The following is a 24,266-nucleotide window of genomic DNA, read 5'->3' on the forward strand; positions in this document are numbered from 1 at the left end:
ATCGAACCACATTACATAATGCAATAATCAAAAAAACTGAATGGGCAAGTGCCGGCATCATAACGGCATTTTATTATAACAGGTTCGGTTTTACTTCCAAGATGGCATACCATTATGGTCGTAATATCGGAAATCTAATAACCATTATGGACATTAAATCGAAATTACATACATAAATATAATTACTTTTCGGGGGAAAACATCATGAAAATTACACGAAGATTTGATAAAAATGGGGACTGTTTTGAAAAGATGTTCCAAGACTTAATTAATTCTAAAGTCGATGACTTTGTAAACAAAAAATACATAAAAAATAATGCTAGTTTTGAGAGAGGGGAATAAAACATGTATAGAGTTGGTGCTTATGCTCGCGTTTCTACTGGTAGGGAAGAACAGGATACGTCATTGGTAAATCAAAAACTGATGTTTGAAAAATATATTCAGGACAAAGGGTGGACATATGAAAAGTATTATCAAGACAGAAAGACCGGAACCAAAGCTAAACGACCAGAATTGATAAAATTATTAAATGACATCGAACAGCAAAAGATTGATGTTGTATTGGTGAAAGACTTATCACGTTTGGCTCGTAACGGTGAACTTTCCTATAAAATTGCCAATCTTGCTAAAGCCAAGGGTGTACATATCATTTCATTGGATGGAATGGTAAATACAATGGAAAATAACGTAGATATGCTTGGGTTACTTGCTTGGATGTACGAAAAGGAATCCCAGAATTTAAGCCAACGTATAAAAAGCATAAAAGAAGTTGGGGCTGCCTCTGGAAAGTATCAAGGTTCTACACCACCATTCGGTTACTACCTCGAAAACGGGAAGTTATATATAAGAAAGGATGAGACTCCTGCAATTGTAAGGAGGATATACCAAGAATATATTAATGGAACTGGGGTAGATACAATTGCTAAAAATCTAACACTAGAAGGAGTACCAACTCCTGCTCAGGTGATTAATAAGAAGAATGCAGGAACCGATTGGATGAGCAATACTATTAAAACAATACTATCTAACCCGCATTATATTGGTGATTTAGCCCAATGCCGGACCACTACAATCAGTGTTGTTAGTACGAAAAGAAAGTCTATAGATACGAATGAACAAAAAATTGTAGAAGGTACTCATGAACCTATTATTATGAAGGATGTCTTTGAGGCAGCACAAAAACAAATGGTGCAAAGAAAGAAGAATTTAACAGCACCAAAAGCACACTTATTTACAAATGTTGCTTTCTGCGCTGATTGTAAAAAAGGCATGTGGTTCCGTTCGGATAGAAAAGGATACATATGTGGGTCTTACGGAAGATATGGTACCAAAAGATGTTCTTCACATGCAATAAAGGAAGACAAGCTGACAGATGCAATTACTGATGATTTTGGCGAATTTTTAAAGGGAGTAAATCTTGAAATGTTATCAAAACATTTTCAGCAGAAAATAGAAAAATCTTTAAAAAAGAGCACAAAAGAATTAGAGAGAATTGAAAGCAAAATAAAAATCCTGAAAAAACGGAAGTTAAATTATATTCAGATGAGAGCAGATGGGGATTTGACAGCGGAAGATTTTAAGGCTTCCAACAGCATTAATAATAAAGAATTAGAAGAGTTACATGCTGAAAAAGCGTCTCTTGAAGCAAATACTAATAATAATGAAATTGACCTAAATTGTATTAAAACCGACTTCTTACAGTATCTTTATTCACCGGACATCCTTCCTGAGCTAATTCATAGATTTATTTCACGGATTGAGATTGAGGAATGTGGAACACCAAGAATTTATTATAATTTCAAAGTACCTTCAAATAACTTAATTGCTTAGACTTAAACCCCACAAATAATTAATCATTATTTGTGGGGTTTTTAGTATTAGTCAATATATTTATTAGTTTTTTCAACAAATGCTGATATATGGAGATTGGTAATATAAATCCAATTTATAGAGTGGTAAAATAGAAAATAGTAAAATAGTAACTTATTTCGAATAGTGAAGTGTGTTTGAAGTGTTTGCTTTTATATAATAGAAGTAGTTGTTTATATTAATTGATAGGGGTGAAATACTTGTCTACAGTTTATCATGCGAAGTATTTTGCAAATGAACTAACTAGGCATTCGGCAGCTGAGGGGGTTGAAAAGTTATCGCGTTCATTGTTTGATGCAAATGTAGATTTAAATCCTCATCAAATTGAAGCTGCATTATTTGCTTTCCGTTCTCCTTTGTCAAAAGGAGTTTTATTAGCTGACGAAGTAGGTTTAGGTAAGACAATTGAAGCAGGAATTGTACTATGCCAATACTGGGCGGAACGAAAAAGAAAACTGTTAATTATTTGCCCAGCCTCACTCCGAAAACAATGGAGTGTTGAGTTAGAAGAAAAATTCAATATGCCAAATATCATACTTGAAGCAAAATCATTTAATGACCTTTATAGAGATGGTCATAGTAATCCTTTTAAGCAGGACAAGGTTATTATTACGTCCTATCATTTCGCAAATCGAAAAAAAGAAGAGCTACGACTGGCTGGCTTTCATTTAGTAGTCATCGATGAAGCTCATAAGTTACGAAATGTTTATAGAAAAAGCAATAAGCTTGGTAAAGGGATTAAATGGGCTACCGAAGATACAAAAAAACTTCTTTTAACGGCAACACCACTTCAAAACTCATTATTAGAATTATATGGTTTATCAACGTTAATAGATGACCACTTCTTTGGTGATGTTGGTGCATTTCGAGCACAATATATGGGCAGTGACAGGGACTTAGATGGATTGAAGGCTAGGTTAAAGAACTTTACTCATCGAACACTTCGTTCACAAGTACAGGAATATATTCAATATACAGAACGAAAAGCTTTCACTATCCCATTTATGCCAACTGATGATGAGCAAGCACTATATCAAACTATATCTGATTTTTTGCTTCGTGAGGATACATACGCGATTCCACAACGCCAAAGGGTTCTTACTACGTTAATCTTAAGAAAGTTACTCTCCTCTTCTTCACAGGCAGTTGCCGGGACTTTATTAACTATTAAAGAACGTTTGATACAACTCCTGCAATCATCCGACATGAAAATAAAGGTGGAAGATTCCTGGGTAGAGGACCTCGTTGCTGAAGATGAAATGGAATTCGATATAATAGATGAAGATGAGGGTGACTTTGATACCGATGAAGATTTATATTTCCAAAAAGAGAAATTAAAAAGTGAGATTGAAGAGTTAGACAGATATGCTATTTGGGCTCGTTCAATCAAAATCGATACTAAAACAAGAGCATTATTAACGGCTATTGATACGGGATTCACTGAAATGGAAAAGATGGGAGCAAACAGAAAAGCCCTAATTTTTACAGAATCGAAGCGAACTCAAGAATATTTAAAGAATTTTCTTGAAGCCAATGGCTTCGCAGGGAAACTAGTTATTTTCAACGGAACAAATACAGATTTAAATTCAAATAGGATTTACGAAAAATGGCGTAATGAGAATCTAGGTACTACTAAAATAAGTGGCTCAAAAACAGCAGATAAAAGGCAAGCATTAATTGACTTCTTTAAAAATGAAGCGGAGATTATGATAGCAACGGAGTCTGCATCTGAAGGAGTGAACTTGCAATTTTGCTCTTTACTAATAAACTATGATTTGCCGTGGAACCCACAAAGAATAGAACAGCGAATTGGGCGATGTCATCGGTACGGTCAAAAACATGATGTTGTTGTAATTAACTTTCTAAATAAGAGAAATGATGCTGATACTCGTGTTTATGAGCTACTGAAGGATAAATTTAATTTATTTACAGGTGTTTTAGGAGCATCCGATGAAGTCCTCGGAACAATTGAATCAGGGGTAGATTTTGAAAAGCGAATTCTCGCAATTTACCAAGAATGTCGCACACCTGAAGCAATTAAGTCAGCATTCCAGCAATTACAAAGTGAGCTGGAGAGTCAAATCAAAAATAGAATGGACGATACCAGAAAGAACTTGCTGGAACATTTTGACGAAGATGTACACAGTCGTTTGAAATTCCATCTTGATGAAACAAATTATCAATTGGACCGTGTAAGTAAAATGTTCTGGTCATTGACAAGTATTATTTTAAAAGACCGTGCTCGATTTAAAGATGGACAATTTCAATTTGAATTAGAAAAGCCCATTGAATATGTTGATATCAAAAGTGGAAAATACCAACTCATTACAAAAGATAGGGATAAACAAGCAAAGAGTTCCCACCAATTATACCGTCTATCGCACCCATTAGGTGAGTACGTAATTAACGAAGGTAAAAAAGCTAAAACACCGATTAGAGAAGTAGTTTTTAACATTACTAATCATCCTTATAAAATATCCGTATTAGAACAATTGATTGGGCATAGCGGATATTTAAGGCTAACAAAACTGACAATTAATTCATATCAAAAAGAAGAGCACTTGTTATTTAGTGGATTATCTGATAGTGGGAAAGTAATTGACCAAGAAATATGCGAAAAATTTTTTAACTGTAATGCAGAAATAGTTGAATCTAGTCAGTGCTCCGAATCATTACTAGTTAAGGTAGGACAAGATGCAGAACAACATGTAGCTGCTACAATCAGTAAATCTCTAGAGTACAATAATCGGTTTTTTCATGAAGAACGAGAGCGATTAGAAAAATGGGCAGATGATATGATGATTGCCTCTGAAAAGGAGCTTAATGATACAAAAGTAAAAATTAAAGAATTTAAACGGCAAGCACGTTTAGCAAAGACTACAGAAGAACAACATGAAATACAGAAGCAAATAAAAGATATGGAAAGAAAACAACGGAGACAACGCCAACAAATTTTCGATGTAGAAGACAAGATTACGGAAAAACGTGATGAACTGATTGATGAACTTGAAAAACAATTAATACAAAAGACAGAAAAAGAAGAACTTTTTACAATCCGTTGGAGTGTTATTTAATAGGAGGATTTAAAGTGAGTACCAAACTAAATAAGTTTATAAAATTATTGGAAGAAATGTTTCAATTTGACCAAGCAGATTTAGATTTTGGCATATACCGAATTATGAATCAGAAACGAGATGAGGTCACTCGATTCTTACACGAAGACCTAGTACCACAGGTGAAAAAAGCATTTGAAAAATACAAAAATGCTGATGTTGAAATAATTAAAGGTGAAATATTGAAACTCGAAAAGCAGCTAACTGACATGGGTGTTGCAAAAGAAAGTTCTGAAAAATATAGTTATCTTCAAAATCAACTCAATAAAGGTGTAGATGTTGCTGCTTTAGAAAATGAAGTGTTTTCAGATTTAACAAATTTCTTTAATCGATATTACCATGAAGGTGATTTTTTATCACTTCGTCGATATAAAAAGAACGTATATGCCATACCTTATGAGGGCGAAGAAGTAAAACTTCACTGGGCAAATGCAGACCAATATTATGTGAAAACATCAGAGAATTTTCGGGACTATAAATTTACATTACCATCAGGTAAAAAGGTACATTTTAAACTTGTAGAGGCGAATACGGAACAGAACAACAATAAAGCCCCGGAAGGAAAGGAACGTAGGTTTATTTTAGTGGATGAAGAACCACTAATGGAAAACGATGGAGAATTAACAATACGTTTTGAATATCGCTCAGATGATGATAATCGAAAAAGGGAAAAAATTAATGAGGAGACTGTTGAACGTATATATAATGAAAATGGATTTAGTGAATGGTTAGAAGAACTAGGAGGTTTAGCTCCGACTGAAAGAAATAAAAAAAGAACGCTATTGGAAAAGTATTTAAACGATTATACATCAAAAAATTCCTTTGATTACTTCATCCATAAAGATTTAGGTGGATTTCTTAGGAGGGAATTAGATTTCTTTATTAAGAATGAAATTATCCACCTAGATGATTTAGATACGGAAAATGAAAAACGATTTGACCAGTATTTATCAAAAGTTAAAGTAATTAAGTCAATTGGTCATAAAATTATTAAGTTTCTTGAGCAAATTGAGAATTTCCAAAAGAAATTATGGCTCAAAAAGAAATTTGTTGTAGATACAAACTACTGTATAACACTAGACCGTATTCCTGTAGAACTTTATGAAGAAATTATAAATAATGAAGAACAGGTAAAAGAATGGGAAAGAATGTATTTCATTGATGAGATAGAAGGTTATAGTAAATCATTATCAGTTGATTTTATCAAAAAGAATCAATTTTTGGTATTGGATACAAAATTTTTTAGTTCCAATTTTAAGGATATGTTAATCTCAAAAATAGAAGATTTAGATAATAGTTTAGATGGATTACTTATAAATAGTGATAATTTTCATGCGCTAAATTTACTATTAAGTAAATATCAAAACTCAATAACGTCCATGTACATTGACCCACCTTATAATACGGGGGGAGATGGGTTTTTATATAAAGATAATTATAAACATTCTTCCTGGTTATGTTTTATTGAGAATAGAATAGCTATTTCTAATAAACTTTTGAATGAAAAAAAAGGTTTATTTTGTAGTAGTATTGATAAAAATGAATTATTTGTATACAAAAACCTTTTGGATTCCTTATTAGGTGAAGAGGCATTCATTAATGCAATAGTAAATGTTAATAATCCTAAAGGAAGGTCGGACCAAAAACATCTACCTACTGCACATGATAATATATTATTTTACGCTCTGCCTGGTGCTATTTCTCACGGATGGAATCCACCTGAAAATGTCCTTAAGAGATATAATAAGGTTGACCCCGATGGCAATAGATATAGGGAAATTGACCTTCGTAAAACTGGTGACAATGATTTAAGAGAAGATAGACCAAATATGTTTTATTATTTTTATTACAATGAAGAGAAGAATGATTTCTTTGCATCACCGGAGGAGTTAATAAATATTGAAAATTACATACAAATTACTCCATTAAGAGCTGATGGTAAGGAAGGTCGATGGAGATGGGGGATAGATACTAGTAAAGCTAATATTGATAAATTAATTCCTAAATATATGCCAACAAGAAAAGTTTGGTCTGTATTTGAAAAAGATTATTTAACAGATGAAGAAAAAGTAATGCCTACAAGCGTATGGACAGAAAAAGAAGTAAATAGTGAAAGAGCAACTGAACAAATTATTGATTTAGGTTTTGAAAAGAGTGATTTTCCGAGACCAAAACCAGTGGGGCTTTTAGAGTTAATTCAAAGACATATATTGAAGAATGATGAAATTATTTTAGATTTTTTTGCAGGTTCGGGCACAACTGCCCATGCTCTTATCAATTTAAATAGGGAAGACCAAGGGAAGAGAAAATATATTCTCGTAGAGATGGGTGAACATTTCGAAAATGTATTAGTACCTAGAATTAAAAGAGTTATTTATTCAAATGACTGGAAGGATGGTAAACCACTATCTCGTGAAGGTTCAAGTCATTTGTTTAAATATATCCGTTTAGAGTCTTATGAGGATTCTTTATCAAACATTATTATAAAGCGTTCTGAACAACAACAATTAGCAATCGATAATAGCTTGTCTGAGGATGCTAAGGAAGAGTATTATCTATCTTACCTTCTTGAAGTTGAATCTGAAGGAAGCCTGTCATTAGTGAATTTTAACCATTTTAAAAATCCATTCGACTACAAAATGAAGATTAGTAAAGATTCCGAGACCATTACACAAAGAATTGATGTTATTGAAACATTCAATTATTTACTTGGAATACAAGTTAGGGAAATGGATGTTATTCGTGGTTATAAATTAATTAAAGGTGTATTAAGAACAGGGGAAAATGTTTTAATTATTTGGAGAAATCTTAATGAAAAAACGAATGAGGACTTAGAAGACTTTTTAAGTACCCTAGATATTAATTCTAGAGATTTTGAATACGACCGAATCTATGTTAATGGAGATAATCATATTGAAAATCTAAAAATAGATGAAAGTAAATGGAAAGTAGTGCTTATTGAAGAGGAATTCAAACGATTAATGTTTGAAGTTCAAAATGTGTAGGAGGTAAAGAAAAATGGTTAAAACAAAACAAGCTCCTGCAAAAAAGAAAAAGATACATTTGAGCGACCAGTTAATTCTAAACCAATATATGTTTAAACTATTTGAAGTAGAAGATTTTGATATGCTTACAAAGGATTTAAAGGATGCTGCCTTAGAAGAATTGGATATAGACAATGTATCCCGTTTTTATAAACAGTTAACTTTGAGGCTTGTAGATAGACAGTATTTAACTAATGAAATGTTGAGACAATTCGATGAAAATATTGTTCGCTTTACATTAGAAATTAGTGAAAGACGAAGTGAAAGAATAAAATGGAAGTATTTTCAGTATCTTTCATTGCTTTTTACTGAAATCTATTTAGACCGTTATTTTAATCAAAGGGGTCAGTTGTTAAAAGACTTAAATGAATTAGTAAATTTGTTGAATATTGAATTAGCCAAGAAAGACCAACTATCATTATATGAAGAAGACGATTTGAAAAAGCTGGCTTTTTGGAATGCGACTGGTTCCGGAAAAACATTATTAATGCACGTAAATATTAAACAATATCTAAATTACTTTTATAAAAACCATAGACCAGAGGAACTTGAGCACATTATTTTACTAACTCCTAGTGAAGACCTATCAAGGCAACATGAAAGAGAGTTTGAAAAATCAGGTATTCAAGCTGCCTTATTTGATAAGAATCTAGGTGGGCTATTAAGAGGAAAAGAAATATCTATTATTGATATTCATAAACTAAAAGACGAAATGGGTGAGAAGACTGTTGCTATTGATACATTTGAAGGAAATAATCTTGTATTAGTAGATGAGGGGCATCGTGGTTCTAGTGGTGATGAATGGAAAACTAAAAGAGAAAAACTAAGTGAAAATGGTTTTGCCTTCGAATATTCAGCAACCTTTGGACAGGCTGTTTCAAAAAAGAAAGAGCTTATAGATGAATACTCAAAGTGTATTTTATTTGATTATTCGTACCGATATTTTCACGCTGATGGATATGGAAAAGAGTATCAAATATTGAATCTAGAAAATGACAAAGATGATAATGTGCGTCATTTATATTTAACAGCATGCCTAGTATCTTTTTATCAACAACTTAAAATCTATAATGATAATGAAATTTCATACAGACCATTTTTAGTAGAGAAGCCCTTATGGGTATTTGTTGGAGGAAGTGTAAATGCACTTCGAAAACAAAATGGAAAGAATGTATCTGATGTAACTGATGTTCTTTTATTCATAGCACGATTCGTAAAAGAGGAAAATGAAAGTATTAGTTTAATTAAATCACTACTTAGTGGAAAACCAGGATTACTGGACAATAAGGGACAGGAGATATTTAGAAATTCCTTTGTGTACCTGTCATATTTAAATAGAAGCCCTTTGGAAACTTATTATGATATTTTAAAAACTTTATTTAATTCGCCGCTTGCAAGAACAACATTAAGGGTTGAAAGGCTTAAGGGGCAAGATGGTGAACTAGCTCTCCGGTTAGGAGATAATGAGCCATTTGGTGTTATAAATGTCGGTGATGCTGCCCAGTTATGGAAACTTTGCGAAGAATACCCAGAATTTCTAACAACAGAGCGTGAATTTTCAGAATCCTATTTCCATAAGATTGATAAGCAGGAATCTTCAATTAATGTATTAATTGGCTCTAAGAAATTTACAGAAGGTTGGAGTAGTTGGCGTGTTAGTACAATGGGATTATTGAATATGGGAAGAAGTGAAGGCTCTCAAATTATTCAACTATTCGGAAGAGGTGTCCGCCTGAAAGGGTTTAAATTTAGTTTAAAACGTAGTGACGCGTTAAAAGGGCTCATTCCAGAAGTACCTAATATTAAATATTTAAATCTTATTGAAACTTTGAATATTTTCGGTATTCGTGCGGATTATATGCAGCAATTCAAAGAGTATCTAGAGGAAGAGGGGATAAAAACTGAAATAGAATATGAAGAAATAATGCTTCCGGTTCTTAAAAGTTATAATAAGAGGAAACTTAAATTGAAAGCTTTACGGTTAAAAGAGGGTATCAATTTTAAGAAACAAGGTCCGAAGCCAGAAATACCAAAGCCGGGCGGTAACATTTCGTCATATCAAAAGGTTATTGTTAATTGGTATCCTAAAATTCAGTTTAAGGATAGTAGGGATGTTACTGGGAGAGTTAGAGAGGTGCAAATTGCTTCTTTAAATGAAACAACATTTAAACCATACCATATTGCATTTATGAATATTGAGAGTATCTATTTTGAATTGCAAAGATATAAGAATGAGCGTACATGGTATAATCTTAAATTATCAAAAGAAAGAATTTCTGAATTATTAGGTGATAATTCATGGTATTCAATTCAAATTCCTGCAAGTGAACTTGAATATAAAAGCTTTGGGCAGGTGAAACGTTGGGAAGAGATAGCAGTAGTTCTTTTGAAGAAATATTGCGAAAGACAATATCTAAATGCTAAAAAAGCATGGGAAGCACCATACATGGAATACTATGACCTTGATGAAAGTGATAAGAATTTCTTTAGTGAATACCAGGTGACTTTGGATAAAGAGGAACAAGGTAGTTTGATTGAAGAATTGAAAAAGTTAAAAGTGGCTCTTGAGAAAGAACAATTAATTGACATAGAGTATGGACAATTTAAATCGTTTTCTTTCGAGCAACATTTATACGAACCACTAATTTCATTTAATGGGAGTTCCTCGACCGTCAGAGTAAAACCTGTTGCTTTAAATGAAGAGGAAGTTTTATTTCTTCAAGACTTTAAAACTTATTATGAGAATAATGAAGTGTTTTTTAGGGACAAGCAAGTGTATATTCTGCGTAATCAATCTCGTGGAAGAGGTATTGGATTCTTTGAAGCAGGTAATTTTCACCCAGATTTTATTATTTGGATTTTGTATGATAATAAACAATATGTTACCTTTGCGGACCCTAAAGGGATTAGAAACCTGTCTATTACAGACCCCAAACTAGAATTTTATAGAATAATTAAGGAAATGGAAGAAAGGCTAAATGATTCTTCGATAATTTTAAATTCCTTTATTGTCTCCAATACAAACTATGTTGACCTAATAAATACTGGTACTACATTGCCGAAAGAAGAGATGGAACAGAGGCACATTTTATTCCAATACGATGACAGGGATACTTATATTGAAAAGATGATTCAAAAAATATTTCTTTAGTTAAGTTAAAACAGATATACAATATAAGCAAGAACAAAATGTTCTTGCTTATTTTCCTTTTTAAAGGATTATAAAAGGTAAAAAAGTTATTCTATATTTATATTTTTAATATTTTTTTTATTTGCTAATTTGCGGAACGCTTGTACCCAATCATTGAATCTCTCATCTTTTCCTGCTGTTGTAAAGAATCTGCAAATTTTATCGTTATTAGGATTTTCATCGCAAATTGGGCATCTACCAAAATAATCAGTTGGTTCTTGATGAGAACATTCTCCTGGAACAAAAACAGGAGTGTGTCCACTAATAACTTTATTTCCAAGCGGAATTTCTACTAGTTCTCCTGGTTTCATTTTCCACTCCCAGACAAATTTCCAATCTTGGTACTCAAAAAAATAAACCCATTTTCCGGAGCCTATTTCTATTTTATTTATTACAATTTTTTCAATTTCCACTTTACATTTCCCCTTTTTTAATCAAAAAAATATAAATATTAAACTTCGACCTATTTTACATATTATCCTTTATAAATTCTAATAATTTTAGTCCTTATCATTTTGCCCGCTGTATTTGTGAAAAATATAGAAAGTTTAAAAAGGCAGACTTCTAAGGCTAAAAAATGAAAATTATTATTGATACTTAAATTGATTTTTAGCAGAAGAGGATTTAATTAATTTAATTTAAAAGATTATAAATGGATTCCACAATTAGAATCCATTAAAAATAATGATGTAGCGAAGCGCTCCTCGGTATGTTTGATAGGCAAATGTGCTGTTGTAATATGACGTAAAAGTTTTCCGTTGGGTATCCCGTCTGCCCCGGCTGCGACTTACTCTCGTAGTGTCTCCCGTTAGAAGGGAATTCGCTTCCCAGATGTTGACCGTCCTCATAGCAAAAGCTAGGCAGTATAAGGTGTACTCGTTGTAGAGTGCTTGGTAAAGTGAGACCTGGGCAAGTCGAGAGAGTATAATTACCTTGTTCTCGGCACCTTAATAAATCCATACTCGATTGAAGCGCCAAAAGTTTGGTTGTTAAAATTTTTTAAATGTTACAATGGAATCTTGTCCTTAATATTAAGGGCAATTTTTTGTCCGCCTCTCCTTCACACCAAAGAACTATTATTAGAACCATTGAATTCAATTACTATATCTATAGATTATTTGCAATATGGTTCTACATAAAAAAAAGACGTGTCATAACTAATTTTTAGTAACACGTCTTTGAATATTTATAACAGCCTTTTTAAATCAATTAATTCAAATTTCAATAGGTTGTTTCTGCATTGAAGATTTTATTTGTGCTTCGTTATATTGATTAATCATCCTTATCAAGTCATCCCTATCAAGTAAAGTAACACCGTTCCTTTTGGCGGTTATCTTTGCAGCATCTGTGAAAAAACGGTTAGTTATCACTACTTTTTTTGTTGCATTGTAGTATCCGGCAGCACCAACCACCTCGTTTATTGCATCAACACCAACCTTTTTATCTTCTCCGTATCTTTTGGCTTGTACCACTGCCTTCTCTTTTCTTTTTCTTAATAATAAATCTCCACCAAAATCACCAGAGGGGTTTGTTACATCAACGTGATAGCCTTGGCTTCTAAAAACAGGCGCTAAATAATGTTCAAATTCATGACCACTCATTTTGTCTACATCTTCTATCGGTTCAATAAAATTAGTTGGCTTAATATTGTAAATAAGAGCGTTACAAACTCGATACAACCAACGTAGCCCTAAACCAATTGAACCGAAGAAAACGGTAAGGAATAAAATATTTATTAAAAATCTTATCACTGGATTAGAAGCAGTATCTCTTAAACCCACAATTAACAAATACAGTGCTATCCCTAAAATGATTTTGTTTCTTCGTTTCCAGTATTTTATTGTGGAAACAATAAAGAGATGGTCTTTTACTTTAAGAAAGTTCTTATTATATCTCTTGAAAGAAAGAAGGTATCGGTATGTGCCTACCATTAGAGCCCCTATTACAATAAATAACAAAATAATGGGGTATTGAATCATTGCCAATATCAATAAAATAATTGCTGCGGTTATATATTCACCTTTTGTATAGTTAACTCTTCTATTGCTCATTTGAATGTCCCTTCAAGTGCATTTTTTTTAATTTTTAACATGTTGGACAAGGATTATTCCAATTACTTTAAAAAGGAGTTATGAAACAAATAGTATTATTATGTGATAAAATAAAATGGTTGAAATGCTCGTATTGATAATTTGTTATTTGATGATAAATAGGTAAACACCACTACATCTGCTAAAAAAAGTGTCTGCGACCTAATGTCAAGACATGTGGAGTGCTGTTCACTACTTATTAGAAGAGATTAATAAAAGATGTAGCGGTGAGTATTAAGGTCCCATAACTAGGGGCCTTTATTTAATGAGGAACCATTATTTTCCAAAGTGATTCAACTTTGATGGGGTTATTTCGGAATAAAACCATTAAAATAGAGACTTTTTAGTAGATTAATCAACGTCAGTATAAAACTATTATGTCAAAATGTATAATTTTTTCCTTTCAATACGTTTTTTTCTTATGTTTGAATCAAAAATTATCAAAGACAGAAAGAAGAATTAGATAGTAGAAGGAACAAGCAAAGAGGCTTTGTTATAATCTACATATGTGTGTTTCTCATAAGAAAAATACTCTGACTAGTTTATTTGTCCGGTAGAAGTTAAATATTAGGGGGGTGTTTTCATGAGGCTTTATCGAAATGCTACTATCGAAGATGCTGTAGAAATGTTTAGGTCTTCCAAAATAGATCAGCTTGAGGTGGAAGATGACCATGGTAAGGTGCTCGGTGTTTTTACTACAAGCAATTTGAAAGAAGCAATTGAAACAGGTCGTCTTCATGAAACTATTGAACAGTTAATGAGTGTGAAGAAAGAAGAGAGTTTTTTTCCCCAAGTTCAATCAATGAAGGAAAATGAATATACAGAGCTCATTAAGAGCACTGTTTTTTCTAATATAATAGATTCACTTTATGATGGTGTCTATATAACAGACGGAGAAGGAGAGACGGTCAAAGTTAATAAAGCATATGAGAGGATCACGGGTATTTCAAAGAATAAAGTCATTGGTTATCATATGAAAGATTTAGTGAAGGCAGGCTATTTTTCAAAATCTGCTTCCATTGAAGTCATTAATCAGAAGCGCCCTATCACGGTTATGCAGACACTTCACAATGACCGAAAAGTAATTGTTTCAGGAACACCTATTTTTAATAAAATGGGTGATATTTTATATGTAATTAGCAATGTCCGGGACATCACCGAATTGCTGCGCCTAAAGATGGAGATTGATGAATTGCAGCAAATGAAATTGCTTCGCCAGTTATCCAGGGATATGCTTGAGCATGTTTCCGATTCAGATATCATTACGGTGAGTGAAGCTACTATAAAAGTGTATTCTTTAGCAGAGCGGGTAGCGAAAACAGATGTTAAAGTCCTCATACATGGAGAAAGCGGCGTTGGTAAAACGTTGATCGCGAAATACATTCATGAAAACTCTACTAGGAGTGAAGGGGCTTTCTTGGAACTTAACTGTGGAGCATTTCCGCCGTCATTGATAGAGTCGGAATTATTTGGCTATGAACCGGGCTCCTTTACAGGTGGTTTGGCAAAAGGGAAAAAAGGTCTATTGGAGGTTGCTGACAATGGTACATTATTTCTTGATGAAATCGGGGACCTTCCGCTTGAAATTCAAGTGAAATTGTTAAAGGTCATAGAGGATCAGACCTTTATTCCTGTTGGTTCATCAAAAGTGAAGAATATCAATGTTCGGATCATTGCAGCAACAAATAAGGATTTAAAAAAACTTGTGGAAGAAGGAAGTTTTCGTGAGGACTTATACTACCGGTTAAATGTAGTTCCGATGTATATTCCACCTCTCCGCCAACGCCAAAAAGATTTGTTGCCGTTAATTCATCATTACTTAGATTTGTTTAATTCCCAATATCAATGTCATAAGGAAATTTCCATTGAGGCACTTGATTTTCTCCAGCAGTATTCGTGGCCTGGTAATATTCGTGAACTAAGAAATATTATTGAGAGACTTGTTGTAACAACTCCTCACGACACCATTCATATTAACGATTTACCTGAAGAAATAAAGCCAACAAGAACAGAGCAGTTCCTTTTATCAGATACGATTCTGCCGTTGAAAAAGGCTGTAGACATGCTTGAGCGGGAATTGATAACGAAGGCGCTCAAACGCTACAAAACAACTCGAAAAACTGCTGAGATGCTGGAAGTTAGTCAAGCGACGATTGTGCAAAAAATGAAAAAATGGGAGTTGATTGATTAATTTTATAATCAAAAAGATCTTTAATGATTAGAATATTAATCAAAAAGTACTTTTTTGTGAAAAAAATATTTGGCGATTTTGTGAATTTTACAATACTTTCACCCCCTTTTTAAAAGTTGGCATGGTTTTTGCATGATAAAAAAGAAGATAGACTTTTAGAAAGGGTGGTTATTAATGAATATTTCAACTTTTAAAATTGCTAATAAATTAATTACAGGTAACGGGGCAACGGAATGCCTTGCTCAAGAAGTAGAGAGGCTTGGGATGAAGAATCCATTAATCGTTACGGATGAAATACTTGTCAAGATTGGTGTTATTGAAAGAATTAAGTTAATTTTGAAAGGGTTTACTTTTGGGGTGTATACAGGTGTAAAGCCGGAGCCTGAATTTGTTGTTGTTGAAGAATGTACAAACTTATTTAGAAAAGGGGAGCATGATGGCCTGATTGCTGTGGGCGGGGGAAGTGCGATTGATATTGCAAAAGCCGTCTCCGCATTTTCTGGTTATGCTGGCAATCTGCTTGAACTTGTAGGAACAGGTTTGGTTCCTGAAAAAGGAGCGCCAATTATTGCTATCCCTACAACTGCAGGTACCGGATCAGAGGTAACGAATATTTCTATTCTCTCTGATAAAGAGGCACAATTGAAAAAAGGAATTGTTAGCGATTACTTGTTGCCGGATGTCGCGATTGTAGCACCGGAAATGACTTTAACAATGCCTCAATCTGTTACATCAGCAAGTGGAATTGATGCTTTAGTCCATGCGATTGAGGCATATATTTCAGTTCATGCGTCCCCGATTACAGACGCACTTGCGCTTGGGGCAATGAAAATGATTGCAAAGAATTTACCAAAGGCTTACTCAAATCCTAACCATGTTGAAGCTCGTGAACAAATGGCCACTGCCAGTTTAATGGCAGGTATGGCATTTGGAAACGCAGGAGTTGGAGCGGTTCATGCGCTAGCATATCCACTCGGTGGACGTTATCATATTGCACACGGAGTCAGCAATGCGCTGCTTCTGCCTTATGTTATGGAATGGAACAAAATCAGCTGTGTCGAACGTTTCCGTGATATTGCCGAAGCCCTAGGCGAAAAAACCGATGGGTTAACAGATAATGAAGCGGCAGACAAAGCAGTACAAGCGATGAGACGGCTGAGTGCTGAGGTGAATATTCCCAGCGGATTAAGGGCATTCAAAATTCCTGAGGAAGCTATCCCAGATATGGCAGAGGATGCGAGCAAAAATGAACGGTTATTAAAAAATAACCCGCGTCTTCTTTCTAAATCTGAAATTGAAAAAATCTATCAATCTGCTTATTAAGCAGAAGAAAAGGGGATGAGGAAAATGTGGAAAAATAGAAAGTATGGTAAAGAATCACCTTATATACCAATGGGACCTTTCAAACTGCGTCTCCCATTTATTCATTATCGCTTTGAATGGCCGGATTATGTTCAAGGATTATTGATGTGTGCGGTGGATTTAGCAGCTATTCCATTAATGATTGAACTGCTCGGCATGCCATTTGAAGTAGCGTTGGCAGTTGTAATGCTAAATGGATTATTATATCTAACTCACCATTTACTTGGTGATCCTGTCGTTCCTGGCTGGATTACACCTGCTATTCCATTAATCATGGTTTATGTATCACAATTTCCTGAAGGTGAACAGAGGGTACACGCATTGGTAGCGTTTCAGCTTACACTCGGCCTATTTTCAATCTTTTTAGGGGCAACAGGGCTTGCAAAAAAAGTCGTTTCGCTTGTTCCGAATGCCATTAAGTCAGGGGTTATAATAGGGGCAGGTGTTGCGGCCATTACTTCTATTTTCCAAGTCGGAGGGCGTTTTGAGAGCTTCCCATGGACGATTTCAATTGCTGTAGGAATTGCCTTTTATCTTATCTATTCACAGCATTTTAATTCTATTAAAAATAAAAATAAGTTTTTGTCAGTCCTATCAAATTTAGGGATTTTTCCAGTCATTATTTTGGCTATCTTAATTGCTCCGTTATTCGGCGAAGCACCGTGGCCAAAAATTGAATGGGGTATCAGCACTCCAGATTTTGCAACATTATGGAGTGAATATACGGTGTTTGGAGTAGGCTTCCCGCCGCTTATGATGTTCTTAACCGGCTTACCAACGGTGCTTGCAACATATATTGTCTTATTTGGTGACGTTCTTCAAAGTAAAGCAATCGTGGCTGAAGCTGATGATATTCGTCAAGATGAAAAAATTGACTACAATCCAAACCGTGCCCATCTGGTATTTGGAGGACGAAACTCTATAATGAGTATCCTTGGTCCAGATGTAACAATGTGTGGACCGATGTGGGCCGCAATGCAAGTTGTTATTATCGAACGTTTTAAAAAGGGTAAAAAATCGATGGATTCTATCTTTGGAGGTTCAGGGTCTTTCCGCTGGGGGACCAATACAGGTTTGCTTCTTCTTCCAATTGTGAGTCTAGTTGAACCAATCTTAGGAATTGCTTTAGCATTAACACTTTTAATTCAAGGGTACGTAAGTGTTAAAGTAGGGATTTTAGAAGCGCGCAGTCAGCGTGATTTAGGGATTGCTGGTATAATTGCTGCCGTGCTTGCGATTAAAGGGGCTGCGTGGGGATTTGCGGTAGGAATTCTTCTTTGCCTTCTTATCTACGGAAAGAACTTTTTCAAAGGTGAAGTTGATGAGACGTTTTCAAAGGATTTATTAGATGAAAAGAAACAAAGAGTTTCATAAAAAAAGTTTTGAGGTGTCAGAAATGGAAAATTATTTGATGTATTGTAATGGAGAATGGATTGGTAAAGAACTCTCTGTAATTGAAGTAAACAATCCGGCGACAGGACAAATCGTTGCAACTGTTCCGTTTGGAGGAAAAAAAGAAGCTGCGCATGCCGTAGATGCGGCTAGTGAAGCTTTTCCAAAATGGGCTGCACTTTCTGCATACGAGCGAAGCGACTATATTCGTGCCTGGTATGAGCTCATTAAAGAAAATGAAATGGATCTTGCTAGAACGATGACGATTGAGCAGGGAAAGCCTTTAAAGGAAGCGCTTGGAGAAGTTCAATATGCAAACGGATTCATGTCATGGTATGCAGAAGAGGGGAAACGTATTTATGGTGAAACGATTCCTGCAACACAGAGCAATAAGAGGTTATTTGTTGTAAAGCAGCCGGTTGGAGTTGTTGCTGCGATAACACCTTGGAATTTTCCCGCTGCAATGATTACTAGAAAGGTTGCCCCGGCGCTTGCAGCTGGGTGTACGGTAGTCGTAAAACCAGCTGAGCAAACCCCCCTTACAGCATTAAAGCTTGCTGAACTAGCTGAAAAAGCAGGAATTCCAAAGGGGGTATTTAATGTTATTACTGGTGACCCAAAGGAAATTGGCGCTGTTTGGTTAGAGGATAGCCGTATAAGAAAGCTAACTTTTACCGGTTCGACAGAAGTAGGAAAATTACTAATGAGAGGGTCTGCTGACACGGTTAAGAAGGTTTCGCTTGAATTGGGTGGACACGCTCCTGTCATCATTACGAAAAATGCAGATTTAGAAAAGGCTGTTAATGGCGTCATTGCAGCAAAATTCCGAAATGCAGGTCAAACTTGCGTCTGCTCTAATCGTATCTACGTGCATGAGGCTCTTTGTGAAGAGTTCATTCAAAAATTCTCTGCGAAGGTGAAAGCATTAAGAGTTGGCAATGGTCTTGAAGAAGGAACTGAAATTGGTCCACTTATTGATGATACAGCAATTACCAAAGTCCAAAAGCATGTAATGGATGCAGTTGAAAAGGGTGCAAAGGTCGAAACAGGAGGAGAAATTGCAAATGGCCTTTTCTTCGAACCAACAGTTATCTCAAATGTAACGGATGATATGCTTTGTATGACGGAAGAAACTTTCGGTCCTCTCGCTCCCGTTACTTCTTTCTCAAGTGAAGAAGAAGTCATCCAAAGAGCGAATAATTCAATTTTTGGCCTTGCTGCATATGTCTTTACTGAAAACATTTCTGAAGGGATTCGGATCGTAGAAGGGCTGGAATACGGCATTGTAGGTCTAAATGATGGAATACCTTCAACGCCTCAGGCTCCTTTCGGCGGCTATAAACAAAGCGGTCTTGGCCGAGAGGGTGGCCATTATGGGATTGAAGAGTATTTAGAAGTTAAGTTTATTTCATTAGGTTTATAATAATTAAGTAGATTACTTTTTTCTGGAGTATAGACTACCTTAAATACAAGGAGGTAGTCTTTTTTTATAGTTTGTTCAGACAGCGGCAAGAGTTCTCTTGTTTCAATTTAATGCTTGGTTTAGTAAACGAGCATTAAAAAACTAAGTCAACGGAAAATCATAGAACCAGAAATAAAATAAGGTGAACAAAACTACATCAAGATATTGTTATAATCTACAACCAGCAGTCCGGTCACGTTGAGTGTGTCACGCAACTCATTTTAAAAGAAGACAACTAACCCTTTGGGCGTTGCCTTGTTAAGGTACTTAAACTTTTATGATTAACGAATGAAAGTGCACATAATTGGAGAAAAGCTTTAGAAAAGACTAAATATTAAGTGTGTTATTAAATTAGGCTCAGTCTTATTAGGACTGGGCCTTTAATGTGGACGAAAGAAAACAAGAAGGAAGTTAATCGGTGAATCCTAAATAAAAATATTTATAATTAATGTAAACTTTTCTTGGGCGTAGTACGTCTTGTAGACGGGAGGACGATAATGGATGGAATTAAAAAGGTGGATGCGGAGGATGCTGTTCAGGAAGCTGCTTATAAATATCTTCTTTATTTCGATTCAATCAAGACCTCAAAAATACGCAGCTGGTTAATAAGGGTAGCGTTAAATTCCTATTATGATCAATGCCGAAAGAAAGGGAGATTTGAGTTGAACTTAAACGAAGGTCTTTTAAAAGTAGATATAAAAGAGCTTCCTGAAGAAATTTTTCTAAAAAAGGAAAGGAACAGTGAGCTTGGAAAGGCACTCTCACAGTTAAAACCTCATTTTCAAGAGCTGCTGCTGTTAAAATATCAATCAGGACTTACATATGAAGAAATTTCAAAACTATTAGAAATAAGTGTTAGTTCCATAAAGACAAATTTATTTAGGGCAAGGAAAAAGCTAGAGGAAATTTATAAGGAGGCAGCCTATGAGTGATAAGCGCGAACCAAAAAATGGGGAGGAAATTGATTTTATAAGTAGTCCTTCCTTACAGAAGGCCGTCAAAAAGTCAAAAAGGAAACAAACCATTAAGTATGTAGCAATTGCAGTTCTTACGACCACTTTATTGTTGACCATTCTTTTTATGGGCAGTCAATATATTTTAACGAATAGAATACAGAACCAAGATATGTTTTATGAAAGTGTTCACGGAGCAAATATTTCACCTGGAGGGACTTCCTATAATTACAACCTTTTTAGTATAACGGCGGAGACAACTTACCGTAAAAGCATAGGTGACCGTTCTATACTTTGGGATAAAAAAATTGAAAAAATTCCTCTATTCGGAAGAATTGAAACTCTAGAAAAAGGAAGCGGAATGACAGAAGTCAATAGGTTAAATCCAGAAGCACAAAGATATGTTCGTTATAATGACTTCAACAATGAAAGAAAGATAGATTTTTATTATCCAGGGTTGGAATATGACTATTTGCCTCACGAACTCGATATTGCCGTTGGATTGGATAAGAATACGTTAATCGAAGTGGCTCTTTCTTTTAAAGAACCAATGACAATTTCAGAAGTGGCAAACAAGCTTGGACAAGAGAATGTTAATTGGCTATGGGTTGATACTACTTCAGCCTCTCAAATGGAAAGAATGGAAAGGGAGCTAGATAGCGATAGTTTAAAGACTAAGGGAGGGGGAGGTGCCTTTGGGTTCGAGGTTATGCCTGAATATCCCTACTCTGAAGAAAGTGGTCAAGGGTTCGTCGGAATGCTGGAACAGTTGAGGGATATGGGTGTTCATAAAAGTTCAATTAAGGAAGCTTTGACGGGAATTAAAGAAAATACTAAAGCGACAAATGGAAAAATCCGTTTAAATGGCGCTGTTGTAACAGGTACGGCAGTTGAGCTTAAAAGATTTCAAAACCTTGATTTCATCCGGGCATCTGTCCTTGGCGCTACAATAGATAAATATTAATTGTAAATTAGTAATTGTTGAAACTGTTAGCCGGTATTAAAAGTGAAGCGGCTGACAGTGGTAAACTACAAGAATTTTAAAAAAGCAACCTCATCCTTTATCCAAAAGTCTGGTTAAGGATAGAGGTTGCTTTTGTTTTCCATGATAATCTATTAATAAATGGTTTGTTAAATTTATTTAGAACCTCATGGAAACGGAATATGCCTTCTTTTCCTCGACAATAAATTTACTCAAAAAACTAAAAGTTCGTATCTTAAATGGGTTTAGAATATTTTTAATCAAACGTTTAATTGGAATTACAAACTGTAGACATCTGTAAGTATATGTATTTTGATAGTTTCTATTGTCAGATTTGAAGATAGTTCCTAACAAACACACTTTGTATTCGACAAATTCCTTTCCTAAAAACAAGCAAAAGTTCGTTTAACTAAAGGGATTTCCATTTATTTAATTAAACGTTTAATTAGTGAAATGGATGTGAACTAAACGTTTGATTAAAAGGGCTGTACAGCCCGTCAATATAGTGTTTGGCCCTTCTTCGTAGGAAGAATTTTGTCGAACCGCTGACTAAGTATTAAAGGGTGAAGGCTTTCTTGATCGATCCCATTTTTACACAGTTTTTTTAAAAGTTAAGTATTATTTGAATCGTTTTTAGTGTCTATTTTATCTAATATTAGAAAACGAAAAAGGAGGTGCCATATTGGAAACTAAGTTGAACTTAATATCAAAAGCTAAAAAAGGGGATATAAATGCATTTCAGGCATTAATACATATTGAGAAGGAAAAATTGTACAAGATGGCATATGTGTATATGCGGAATGAAAATGATGCATTAGAAGTGTTTCAAGAAACGATTTATAAAGCTTTTGCATCGCTGTCAAAACTAAAAAATGACGAATACTTCTCCACATGGATGACGCGTATTTTGATTAATACAGCGATTGATTTATTAAGAAAGAAAAAGAGAGTAGTTCCAATCAATCAAGAAGTGTTGGAAAACACTAGCGATACCTCATCTTTCAATTCTGATGTACATATTGATCTTCTTCAAGCGATGGATGAAATTGAGGAAAAATATAAAACGGTCTTACTGTTAAGGTATTATCAAGATTATTCGGTTAAACAGATCGCCTCGATGCTTAAATGTCCAGAGGGAACGGTGAAAACGAATATCCGGCGCGGGTTAGACAAACTTAAGGAGAAAATGAAGGGGGTTTACAGTGATGACAGACAAAATTCCATCGTTTAAGGAAGACATTGACATGATTCATATTCCGACTGATAAGCTTAATATGATTATATCAAACTTTTCATTGGACTCTGATACAAGAAAACAGCAGGTCAAGCGTAAAAGGAAGCGTATTTTAATCGCTGCTGCCTGTTTATTGATTGGCATACCGACGACCGCCTTCGGTGCAGTAAAAGCCTATGATATGATTGTCCAAAAACAAAATTATGAAGTGAATATTTCAGTGGTAAATAAGATTTTCAAAATGAAAGAAAGTTGGTATAAGATGAAAATCGGCTATTTACCAGAAAATATGGAAGCAATCGATAGCTTGGCTATGAAATATTCCTTTAAAGATAACTATGCAAATGGTGGGTTTTCATTCATTCTATGGAGATTAGGGAAAAATTCTGATTTTCAAACTTTGTATTCAAATGACTACGAAGAAAAGGAGATCAATGGTAGGAAGGTAGTGATTGTTAATAAAGATACTGGAAACAAAAATGTAATGTTTGATAGACAGGTCTTTCTCTTATTCGAAGATGAGGGGATGATGGTAGAAAGTTATGTTGGAATTGATGTAAGTGATGAACAAATGATGAAAGTCATAGAGGGCATTTCACTTGAACCAACAACGGAAGAAAAGGCAACATACACAGCGGATTATGATGGAGCCCTTTTTAGTAAAGCGAAGGAACCAACAGAATCTCGTGTAATTCCTTTGAAAAAGGACAGCAAACAACTATTTAAGGTAGGTCAAACGGTTCCGGTATCCATAGAATTGAATGGAACCGAGAGTAAAATTGAATATGTGATAGAAAAAGTTGAAGTCTTTGATTCGATCAAAGATTTTAAACAAGGGAACTTTAATGAAGTGGGACTAGAAATCTTAAATGATAATAAGCTTTTAGATCAGGCAAATAAATTGTTACCGTACGAACGGGATGTGTATAAAGTAGGGAATGGTAAGGATTCTGTTGACGAATTAGTAGCGTCGCAATTAGTTAATCTGAAATTTGTCTACCTGACAACAACAGTGAAAAATACAGGTAAACAGGCAACAGAAGAAATCTATATGCATCCGTCCTTACAAGTGCTTAAAGCTGACAAGAATGCATGGAACTATGCTGGAGAAGTTGGAATCGCTGTAGATAGTATTATGACGGGCGAAGTTGATTATCTAGAACCTCACGGAAATGGAAAAAGCTTTTACAATATTGGCAGTATCCAGCCTGGACAAACGATAAAGGTTAACCTAGGTTATTTTGTAGATGAGGATAAACTGGATTCAATCTTCCTTGATGCTTTCCATTACAGTGGTTCCACTGAAGATATGAATGCGGAAAACCGTTGGTGGATTGATATTCGTCAAAAGTAAACACAAGGAAAATGAAAAAAGCTGCTTATT

General features: G+C 34.7%; 15 protein-coding genes. 13 read left to right on the top strand and 2 right to left on the bottom strand.

Annotation, left to right across the window (positions count from 1 at the left end):
* Positions 1-204 precede the first annotated feature (204 nt).
* The 5 genes from ACY3XC_RS21015 (at position 205) to ACY3XC_RS21035 (ending at position 11,177) form a co-directional block, all read left to right on the top strand.
* A complete protein-coding gene (locus ACY3XC_RS21015; RefSeq protein ID WP_464870270.1) occupies positions 205-342 on the top strand; it encodes a hypothetical protein in 138 nt (45 codons plus the stop codon).
* A gap of 3 nt (positions 343-345) precedes the next feature.
* Positions 346-1,830, top strand: a complete 1,485-nt coding sequence (locus ACY3XC_RS21020; protein WP_464870271.1) for a recombinase family protein — start codon at positions 346-348, stop codon at positions 1,828-1,830.
* A 230-nt stretch (positions 1,831-2,060) separates the two neighbouring features.
* Positions 2,061-4,943, top strand: coding sequence for an SNF2-related protein (locus ACY3XC_RS21025; RefSeq protein WP_464870403.1), 2,883 nt, complete (start codon positions 2,061-2,063; stop codon positions 4,941-4,943).
* A 14-nt stretch (positions 4,944-4,957) separates the two neighbouring features.
* A complete protein-coding gene (locus ACY3XC_RS21030; RefSeq protein ID WP_464870273.1) occupies positions 4,958-7,987 on the top strand; it encodes a site-specific DNA-methyltransferase in 3,030 nt (1,009 codons plus the stop codon).
* Positions 7,988-8,000: 13 nt separating this feature from the next.
* Positions 8,001-11,177 carry a DEAD/DEAH box helicase family protein gene (locus ACY3XC_RS21035; protein ID WP_464870274.1) on the top strand — a complete coding sequence of 1,059 codons (3,177 nt, stop codon included), beginning with the start codon at positions 8,001-8,003 and terminating at the stop codon, positions 11,175-11,177.
* Between the two features lie 86 nt (positions 11,178-11,263).
* On the opposite strand, the gene ACY3XC_RS21040 is transcribed toward ACY3XC_RS21035, so the two are convergent.
* Both ACY3XC_RS21040 and ACY3XC_RS21045 read right to left on the bottom strand, forming a co-directional pair.
* Positions 11,264-11,629 (bottom strand): hypothetical protein, encoded by a 366-nt coding sequence (locus tag ACY3XC_RS21040; protein ID WP_464870275.1) that lies wholly within the window; start codon positions 11,627-11,629, stop codon positions 11,264-11,266.
* 801 nt (positions 11,630-12,430) lie between these two features.
* On the bottom strand, positions 12,431-13,267 hold the full coding sequence (locus ACY3XC_RS21045) for a restriction endonuclease (protein WP_464870276.1): 837 nt from the start codon (positions 13,265-13,267) through the stop codon (positions 12,431-12,433).
* 622 nt (positions 13,268-13,889) lie between these two features.
* On the opposite strand from ACY3XC_RS21045, the gene ACY3XC_RS21050 reads away from it, so the two are divergent.
* From ACY3XC_RS21050 to ACY3XC_RS21085, 8 genes are all read left to right on the top strand, one after another.
* Complete coding sequence (locus ACY3XC_RS21050; RefSeq protein ID WP_464870277.1) at positions 13,890-15,497, top strand: sigma 54-interacting transcriptional regulator; 1,608 nt, start codon at positions 13,890-13,892, stop codon at positions 15,495-15,497.
* Positions 15,498-15,671: 174 nt separating this feature from the next.
* Complete coding sequence (locus tag ACY3XC_RS21055) at positions 15,672-16,820, top strand: iron-containing alcohol dehydrogenase (protein WP_464870278.1); 1,149 nt, start codon at positions 15,672-15,674, stop codon at positions 16,818-16,820.
* Positions 16,821-16,844: 24 nt separating this feature from the next.
* Positions 16,845-18,233 carry a hypothetical protein gene (locus ACY3XC_RS21060; RefSeq protein ID WP_464870279.1) on the top strand — a complete coding sequence of 463 codons (1,389 nt, stop codon included), beginning with the start codon at positions 16,845-16,847 and terminating at the stop codon, positions 18,231-18,233.
* 22 nt (positions 18,234-18,255) lie between these two features.
* Positions 18,256-19,674, top strand: coding sequence for an NAD-dependent succinate-semialdehyde dehydrogenase (locus ACY3XC_RS21065; protein WP_464870280.1), 1,419 nt, complete (start codon positions 18,256-18,258; stop codon positions 19,672-19,674).
* A gap of 536 nt (positions 19,675-20,210) precedes the next feature.
* On the top strand, positions 20,211-20,645 hold the full coding sequence (locus ACY3XC_RS21070; RefSeq protein WP_464870281.1) for an RNA polymerase sigma factor: 435 nt from the start codon (positions 20,211-20,213) through the stop codon (positions 20,643-20,645).
* Positions 20,638-21,630, top strand: coding sequence for an anti sigma factor C-terminal domain-containing protein (locus tag ACY3XC_RS21075; RefSeq protein ID WP_464870282.1), 993 nt, complete (start codon positions 20,638-20,640; stop codon positions 21,628-21,630). The genes ACY3XC_RS21070 and ACY3XC_RS21075 overlap by 8 nt, the downstream gene beginning before the upstream one ends.
* Positions 21,631-22,330: 700 nt before the next feature.
* Entirely contained in the window at positions 22,331-22,879 is a 549-nt protein-coding gene (locus ACY3XC_RS21080) for a sigma-70 family RNA polymerase sigma factor (RefSeq protein ID WP_464870283.1), read from the top strand.
* A 43-nt stretch (positions 22,880-22,922) separates the two neighbouring features.
* Complete coding sequence (locus ACY3XC_RS21085; protein WP_464870404.1) at positions 22,923-24,236, top strand: anti-sigma factor; 1,314 nt, start codon at positions 22,923-22,925, stop codon at positions 24,234-24,236.
* Positions 24,237-24,266: the final 30 nt, after the last annotated feature.

This window comes from Bacillus sp. CZDM1 (assembly GCF_055502545.1).